Below are 9030 nucleotides of genomic sequence, written 5' to 3' on the forward strand. Positions count from 1 at the left end.
ATTTACACTAAAACAGTGCATAAATTCATTATAAGGGGATGTTACAAGCAGTGGCTCTCGGAGTAACATCGTGGCTCTATTTCATGCACATGGTGGCTCTCAAAAATCGCACGAGTGGCTCTGGTGGAGAATATTATTCAAACTATCAATTTTGCGCCAATTACTTAAATTAGCTACTGCTATTGTGTTATCATTTACTGTGTAATTCACTTTCCCATCGTTATACAAGAATATTCAGCTCCCTTGCAGACTTATTTAGTAAACAACTACTTCATGAAAATAATAATTCCTGCACGGATTGACAAATATGGAAAAATATAATAATCTATAAATAACACTTGTACAAAATTTATCCAAAGGGTGAATATCATGATTAGAAAGCTGGAATTGCATGAAATCGCGAGTGAACTAGGTTTGTCCGGAAAAACCTTAGCCACCCGTCCGGTTGGAGAGCAGTTTTATCATACCGCATTAGAAAAGCTACAACCCATACAAGACGGTGATGCCATTGAACTAAGCTTAGCTGGGGTTTATGCTACGGATACCTCTTTTCTAGATGAATACATCTTGGGCTTTCAGCGGTTGATGGTAGCGAATTACCCTAACTCCATGATGTTTGTGTCCAATGTGGATACTTGGGTTTTCGAAAATTTAACCAGGCTTATTAAATCTTGGGAAGTCGATGGTATTCGGATTCCAGTCCTGTACTTTCATGAGGACAAATTTGAGATCATTGGCAAAATGGAGTCTAACCTGCTGGAGACATTTGACGTATTTCGCGATAACAGTGAGGTAACGGCCCGGCAGTTAGCAGAACTAAAGAATCTTGTACTCAGTACGGCAAGTACAAGGCTTAGAAAACTATACGAATTCCGGGTTATTTATCGTAAAGAAGTAATTGATGCATTTGGCAAACAATACGTATATATGCTTCCTCGATAGGAATAAAAAAATTTATACAGGGGTTGGATATAATTCATCCAACCCCCACTCAATACCTATGAGTTGGACAAGATTTATACAAGCCATGATTTTACAATCACCACTTAATCATATTGCCCTTGCACATGACAGAAGATAATAGGACATGGGAGGTTGGCATATGACTACTTACAACTGTGAAGCTAGCAAATTGTATTACTTAGCCCCCGTTAACCGTGATGATTTGGGCATGGAGAGTCTTACAGGATACATAGCGCGCTTAGCGCAAAAGCATCTCATGGAAGTTGGTCAGCTTATCAACTACGAACTTGTTCCTATTCTGCAGAAAGAATATCTTACGCGCATTGCACTCTATGGAGGCACACGTTTTTATAACCACGCCAGTATGATTAATAGTATAGGGCAAGCCGCTTCTGACTTTGTGGCAGCATTACAAAAAGCAACACTCATCAGTGATCTGACGACCTGTACGTTTTTTCCCTGGCGTCAGGTGATACCTTCCCGAGGGCTTATCCAATCCACAAAAAAATGGTGTCCCCTATGCTTCCAGGATGCGTTAGAAGCCGAGCAAGAATTATATGAACCGCTTCTATGGAGTCTGCAAGCGGTTATGGCTTGCTCGATTCACGGTACTATGTTGACTACAAAATGTCCTCATTGCGGGCAAGAGCTACGCCTTTTAGATCGTCATTCAAAGCCAGGATATTGTAGCAAGTGCCAGCAATGGTTAGGCCAAAAGGAATACAAGGTGTTGGCATCAGACTATGAGCTGGCTATTGCCGGGCAGGCCGCTAAGGTGCTTGCTGCCTATAACGAAGCGAGTCTGGCGGCACCGGAAAATATAGTTGATTTTTTCCTTAGTTGTTCCAAGGCGTTTGGCGGTGGTATGGCTGAATTTGCGCGGTTTATAGGATTTTCTAAAACAACAGTCTGGGATTGGTGCAAGGGTAAGAACCTTCCACCCTTCCCGAGTTTACTGGCAATCTGCGAAGCGCTTAAGGTTCAAGTGGTTGATGTTCTACTGGGGAATAGTAAAAACCTATTTATAGCGTTATCAAAGCCTACAGTGCACATTGCGCGTTTGCAAAAAGCTATGGGGCAGAAACTCAATGTTATAAAGCTTCGAACAGACTTGGAGAACTGTATGAAATCGGAAGATACCCCTCCCCTATCCATGAAAGAAATCGCAAGGAAACAACAAACTTCGCGCAAAGTGGTTGAGAGATATTTTCCGGCTCTTTGCAAGCGTATATCAGGTAAGTATCTTGCCAATAGGATGGAGCAGGCTCAAAACCTTGCTAAGCAAAGAAAAATCGAAATTCGAAACATCTGCCAAGAATTGGCTCAGCAAGGTATCTTCCCTAGCCGACGTAACGTGGAAGCCGCCGCTTCCTGGAAGGCGGCTTTGCGGAACCCGGAAATTCAAAAAGAATGGAAAGCCATTGTTTACGGTTCCAATCCGAGTACATGACAGTAACTTGATGGGGGTAACGTGATGCTTACAACTGAACAATTTGAAGCCTGGTGTCACCGACTTCATCTTTCCGAGACAACGAAAACACGGATCGAACGGATCAGAACATCAGAGCCTGCGCGAAAAGTAAAATCATCGGCTTCAAACGTCAGTGGCTCGTATTGCAGTAAAAAGATGGGTGTTACCATGCAGTTTGAAAGCCATAAAGTTGAACTGCCGCTGGTAGTAACCTGTATGGAATGGGATGTAGAGGTTTTAGAGTACTACGACCAGCCGGAGTCCATCAAATTAAACTATAAATCGCAAGCGGGAAAAGCAATGGGCGTGATCTATACGCCGGACTTCTTTGTCATCCGGTCGGACGGTGCCGGATATGAAGAGTGTAAAACCGAGCAGGAACTGGAAAAACTGTCCGCTAAAAATAAAGAGCGCTATATAAAAGACGAAAATGGCAACTGGCGGTGCCCACCTGGTGAAAAATTCGCCGAGCAGTATGGGCTGTATTTCCGTGTACGGTCTTCTAAGGAGATAAACTGGATTTGTTATCGCAACTTAGAATATCTGCAAGATTATTTCTCTTCTCCATATGAGGTAAGCGCCGAAACGAAAAGTATGCTCCTTGCTTTGGTGCATGCTCATGAAGGGATTACCTTTCATGAACTGCTCGATTCAGGGGCACTTAGTGCCGATGATATCAACATATTGCTGGCCAGCGGTGAGCTATATTTTGATAGAAATAAAGATTGCTTTGATGAGCCGGGAAATGTTGCATTATATTCCTCAAAGAAAAGCGCTGAGCTGCGTCAGGGAACCGAGTCTACCCTCTGCACCTATCAGACATCCCCCGTAGAGATTGCTGTTGGCAGGCTGTTAAACTGGGATGGCATTATCCATGAAATTGTCAATGTTGGCGAACATACCGTCTCGCTAAAATCAGAGAAAGAGGAATTATTAACGCTCGACTATACGCAATTTCAGCAACTAATCGGCACCAATCAACTGCGCTCCTATAAAAGCTTGGCTGACAACGCTCTGGCAAAACAAGCGCAGCAAATCATTATGAATGCCAGCTCGCAGGATTTGGACATGGCCAACAATAAAGCCGATATCGTAAAACAACATTTGCGAGGGGACAAAGAAAAAATTACCACACCGGAGCGTACTGTTCGGGACTGGGTAAGAAAGTACAAGCTGGCCGAGCAAATGTGGGGGCAAGGGTACATTGGACTGATACCGAAAAACAGCAAAAAAGGCAACCACACACTCAGGTTTTCCGAGCCTGTAGTTGCATTAATCAACACGACGATACAAGAGCACCATGTGAATGGAATTGCAACCTCCAAGAAGTATGCGTACGGATTTTTGCAAAAGGGCTGTCAGGAACAGGTAGTAACTGTGCCGAGCTATCCTACGTTTTGTAGCTATATCGATAAATTCGCTCCAATACATAACAGGACTTTATTACGCGAAGGAACAAGATCCGCCTATGAGTACCAGCCTTTTTACTGGGAATTGGAACGTACAACGCCAAAGCATGGTTCCAGGCCCTTTGAACTGGCGCATATTGATCATACCGAATTTGATATTCAATTGAAACTGCCGGAAGGACGTCCCTGGGCAACGATTATGACGGATGCGTATACCAGAAGGCTGTTAGCTGTTTACATCACCATGGACCCGCCAAGCTACCGCTCCAATATGATGGTGATTCGGGAATACGTAAAACGGTTTAATCGACTTCCGCAAACCATCATTGTGGACGGCGGCAAGGATTTTAGCAGCATTTATTTTGAGCAGTTATTGGCCCGGTTTGAGATTAACAAAAAAGTGCGGCCCAAGGCGCAAGGGCATTTCGGTTCTGTATGCGAACGCCTCTTCGGCACCAGCTCCACCCAGCTCATCCATAACCTCGTCGGCAATACCCAGCTAACCAAACAAGTCCGCAAGCTGACGAAAAAATTTGATCCCAGAAATCTGGCAATTTGGGACCTGGAAAGTTTTAATGAATTATTTAAACTCTGGGCCTACGAGTTTTATGATACCGATGATCATCCGGCGTTAGGCGGAAGCCCGCGTGATTTCTTCACTCAGGGAATCGAGCTCACTGGCAAAAGGAAGCAAAAGCTTATCCCCTATGACGACAGCTTTAAATTTGCCACTCTTCCTACTACCCGTAAAGGTACGGCGAAGATTTTTCCCGGACGGGGGTTTAAACTGAAATCCATTTACTATTGGTCGGATGAATTCCGCATCCCCGAGCATGAAGGAAAAAGCGTTCCTATCCGCTACGATCCATGGAATATTGGTATAGCCTATGCCTTTATCCAGGGGGCTTGGGTAGAATGCATTTCCCAATATTATGCCATTTTTCAAGGTAGAACCGAGCGGGAGCTGCTCTTGGCCACTGAGGAAATCCGTAAGAATAAAGCCAACAGTCAGAAAAAGTACATCGTTTCAGCGGCTCAACTGGCCGAGTTCTTTCAAAAAAATGTCCGGTACAAGGAACAGGAACTTAAAGAGCAATACAAAACAGGTAAAGATGTTCCCGAGTTGCAAGTTTTACCCGGTAAAGGAAAGCGTATCGAACCCAATAGGCAGAAACATGAATCTGACAAAAATAATACTCTGCCCTCCGTCACTCAACGAACGGTACCCAGGCAGATTTATGAGGAGTATTGAGTATGGACGCCAACAACAACTCAGCTTCCAAGATGTTAGAGGAAAACCCTGTGGAGCGGTTAGCCGCATTTAAGAAATTCACAGTTTCCCACCCTAAGCTGCTTGAAACTGATGCTGCATTAGAGCGTGTTATCCGCGAGCCGGGTGGCTCCCGCATTATTTTTGTGATTGGCCCCAGTGGTGTAGGCAAAACAACATTGTTTAAACGCATCAGTACCCGCTTGGCCACTCGGTATAAAGATCCTGACGATCCGGGACAAATACCGGTAGTCGCTGTAGAAGCTCCGGCGGCAAGTTCAGGGCAGTTTAGCTGGCGGCATTTCTACGTAGAATGCCTACGGGAATTACGGGACCCGATTACTTTACGCAATTGCGCAAGGTTAGATCTTTTTGGTGATCCTGTCCCGGCCAAAGAGCGGCGGTCAGAATTTGAACTTCGGTTTGCCGTAGAGACGGCTTTAAAACATCGCAAGACCAAGATTGTGCTAATTGATGAAGCGCACCATATCTCCATTGTTGCCAGTGGCCGGAGAATGAAAGATCAAACCGAGTTTTTGAAGTCTACCGGCAATATGACAGACGTAACTTATGTGCTGTTTGGCACCTATGACTTGCTGCAACTTTGCAATCTAAATGGGCAGTTAGCTAACCGTAGCACCCTTATCCACTTTCCCCGCTATGACGCCCGGAATGAAGAAGATATTGAAGCTTTTCAAAACATATTATTGACGTTTCAAGCTAACCTGCCTATCGAAGTGGAGCGCGATTTAGAAGTCGACTGGGAATCCTTATATATTCGCAGTATTGGCTGTGTGGGGGCATGCAAATTATTACTCAATAAAGCGGTAGCGGCAGCTCTGGAGGAGTCAGCAAAAGTTCTGACGTTAGACCATATTGAACATGTGGCCCATTCCTTACGGCAATGTGAGCAACAAGCCAAAGATGCTCTGCATGGTGAAATGCGGTTTGTGGAGACCGATGAGCAACTGGAGAGCCTACGGAATTTGCTGGGGCTAACAGGATATCAGGATTCCAGTAAAAACGAAAGCCGTAAAAATGGGGCAAAGAAAAATGCTAAACCGGGCCAGCGAAAGCCTACGAGGGATAAGGTTGGGCGACCGGCGTGATGCCTAGTTGTTGGTTTGTACCTGTACTTTGTTGTTTAATTTTTATCGCTAGGTCCATCTTCTCAACAGGACTTTACACAGTTAGCTAGAAAAGTGAAAGTAGTATGATTTTACGGATTTATAGAATTAAAACGTATTCTTAACAGTAATAAGATGAGGTAATTGTATGCGGATTGTTGACCGGATATTGGCAATATCCGATATTCATGGCGAAAACCAACAATTTCAGTCTCTGCTAAAACAAACTCAATATGATCCGGCAAGCGATTTGCTGGTTATCTGTGGAGATATGATAGACCGCGGCCCGGAAAACCTGGAAGTGCTGAAAACTTGCCTAACGCTTCAGGCGCAGGGCGCAGTGCTTTTAAAGGGGAACCATGAACAATTCTTAGAGCAGAGTATAATCGAAATGATTGAATCCGATTCATGGCGAACACAGCCATCAGAGAACTTATATGATTGGGTGAAATATAACGGTGGTGCAACTATGTTTGAGGAAATAGAAAACTTAGCACCTAGTAAACTAGCAGAGATTATGCAGTTTGTACAAAGTTTGCCGCTATATTTTTCAACTGGTAAATTCCTATTTTCCCACGCCGGTGCCAATACAAGAAAGCCTATCGAGAAAAACACCGAAGATGATCTAGTTTGGATGGAGGATCGCTTTCCTTATTGTCCGGCGTACAAAGGCAAGGTACTTGTTTTCGGCCATATTCCCACATGGAATCTCTATCGCTACGATAAGAATTTCAAAAAAACAAATGCTCGGATCTGGTTTGACCAAGAGTACCGGGACAAAATAGGTATCGACTGTGGCGGTTGTTTTGGTGGCCGGTTGGCGGCTTTAGAATTGCCAAGTAATCGGGAATTTTATGCTTAAGAATACTTCCAGGGACTTTATAATTGATTTGACCCTAACGCTTACCTGACAAGTCGGTTTAGTGGTACTAGTTTGATTATGGTAATGCTTCTATGGCTTTTTAGTAGTAAAGGCGTTCTTTTCAGCATAGTACGATTCCATTTTTAAACTTACCGAAAAGGAATTTTCAAATATGAGCGTAGAAGCAAAAAGCAGTTTTCTTATACATTTGATAAAAATTTATGGAATGAGTAAATAAGCGGATGCTCATATTTGCTTTGAATGGGGAGAATTGTAATGATTTATATAACCGGGGATCTGCATGGAGAAATCGATAAGGCCAAATTAACTATGAAATATTTCCCGGTGCAAAGGGAATTAACGAAGAATGATTATGTCATAATTGCTGGCGACTTTGGCTGTATTTGGTCAGGCGGCAAACAGGATGAATTACTTTTGGATTGGCTGGAGAGCAGGAATTTCACAACACTTTTTGTAGACGGCAACCACGAAAACTTTGATCTTTTGAATCAATTCCCTATCATGGAATGGAATGGTGGTAAAACACACCCAATAAGGCCGTCAGTCATTCATTTAATGCGAGGACAGGTATTTACAATTGAAGGGAAAAAAATATTCACATTTGGCGGCGCTGAATCAGTAGATAAACAATTTCGAAAGGAATTCATTTCGTGGTGGAGAGAGGAAGTACCTAACCATCACGAATTTGAAGAAGGTATTAAAAACCTCGAAAAACATGATATGACCGTGGACTATGTAATAACACATACTGCGCCTAAAGATATAATAGGTAAGCTTGATAGCTTTTTTGGCGATAGAATCAATGATGCTACCAGTGAAATGCTAAACTACTTTATGAAAAGCATTAGGTTTAAACACTGGTTTTTCGGTCATTTTCATACAAACAAAACCATAGGTAAGTTTACAGTGTTGAATGATAGATTAGTGGTATTGCAAGAAGATGTAATCATGTCAAAAGACCCGGAGCCTCGAGAATGGAAACCGGAAAAATATAGGAGCAAATTCAGGGCAGCCTACCCGAATATAAAACAGCCGACATATGAGGAAGTTGGAGAACTAATTGATCGATGGGATCGAGAAGGTAGACATATAACCTACCCGTTGGCGGGACCGAACTGGAACGAAATCGAATGGCAAAAAGAGTATGAAAGGAAAAAAGAATTTAAAATATTAGCTGAAAAAATCATAAATCACCAAGCCCATGGAGAAGAAAATTTTATGGCCTGCGGCAGTGGTGAGAAATGTCCTAAAAGTGATAATTGTAAGTGCTGGAAGCTTTATCAATACATGCTGGAGAATGAGATATTAGGCCACACTTGCATGTTATATAAACCTGAAAACTGTGAGGAATTTAGGCCGTATGGAGATAAATAAGTATCCATGTGGTGATACAGTGTGCTGGTAATGGGTCTTAGTCTTGTACTGCTTATTTTTAAAAAAAATTAAGACGCAGGATATTTTGGTTTATATGGCAGGATAAAGTCGAAAAGATACAGAAAAATAACCATAGTTTACTATTAGAGTAAATTATGGTTATTTTTACATATGCGCTATTATAGGACCTATATTGGCAAATTAAATATCTTTGTTTTTTGGTTTTGAGAAGCTGGAATAATGCAGTAATGGATGAACAATCCGTTTAACAGCAGAGTTATTGCGGCTGCGGCGGCCAGAGTATTGGCAGGAAAGTATGGAACTCCACAGATGGATGGCTTAGAAGAATCATCTGACGATTCAACGGACTATTCACCGTCTGGAGTTTTTTTACTTTTCCGGGATGCCGCTATGAGCCCGTCAATCAGCAACTCTATTGATTTATCCAGCATTGCTCCTTTTAAAGGTATTAAATGCGGCGGAATAACAGCCTGATTGACAATTAGGCTCGCGATCCCCTGCGTGTGAGCCCA

6 protein-coding genes are annotated in these 9030 nt (G+C 42.9%); all 6 read left to right on the forward strand.

The features are described 5' to 3' along the window. Positions 1–369 precede the first annotated feature (369 nt). The 6 genes from VN447_RS07430 (at position 370) to VN447_RS07455 (ending at position 8497) form a co-directional block, all read left to right on the forward strand. The gene (locus VN447_RS07430) at positions 370–942 is read left to right on the forward strand and encodes a hypothetical protein (RefSeq protein WP_325524353.1); all 573 of its coding nucleotides are present in this window, start codon (positions 370–372) and stop codon (positions 940–942) included. Positions 943–1102: 160 nt separating this feature from the next. Further along, positions 1103–2413 (forward strand): helix-turn-helix domain-containing protein, encoded by a 1311-nt coding sequence (locus tag VN447_RS07435; protein ID WP_325524355.1) that lies wholly within the window; start codon positions 1103–1105, stop codon positions 2411–2413. Positions 2414–2437: 24 nt separating this feature from the next. Beyond that, positions 2438–5095 (forward strand): TnsA endonuclease N-terminal domain-containing protein, encoded by a 2658-nt coding sequence (locus VN447_RS07440; protein ID WP_325524356.1) that lies wholly within the window; start codon positions 2438–2440, stop codon positions 5093–5095. Between the two features lie 2 nt (positions 5096–5097). Beyond that, the gene (locus tag VN447_RS07445) at positions 5098–6222 is read left to right on the forward strand and encodes an AAA family ATPase (protein WP_325524357.1); all 1125 of its coding nucleotides are present in this window, start codon (positions 5098–5100) and stop codon (positions 6220–6222) included. Between the two features lie 166 nt (positions 6223–6388). Next, complete coding sequence (locus VN447_RS07450; RefSeq protein WP_325524359.1) at positions 6389–7102, forward strand: metallophosphoesterase; 714 nt, start codon at positions 6389–6391, stop codon at positions 7100–7102. Positions 7103–7378: 276 nt separating this feature from the next. Then, positions 7379–8497: a metallophosphoesterase gene (locus VN447_RS07455; RefSeq protein WP_325524360.1), complete on the forward strand. Its 1119-nt coding sequence runs from the start codon at positions 7379–7381 to the stop codon at positions 8495–8497. Positions 8498–9030 lie beyond the last annotated feature (533 nt).

Origin of the sequence: Sporomusa sp. (genome assembly GCF_035561155.1) — a bacterium.
Taxonomy (GTDB): Bacteria; Bacillota; Negativicutes; order Sporomusales; family Sporomusaceae; genus Sporomusa.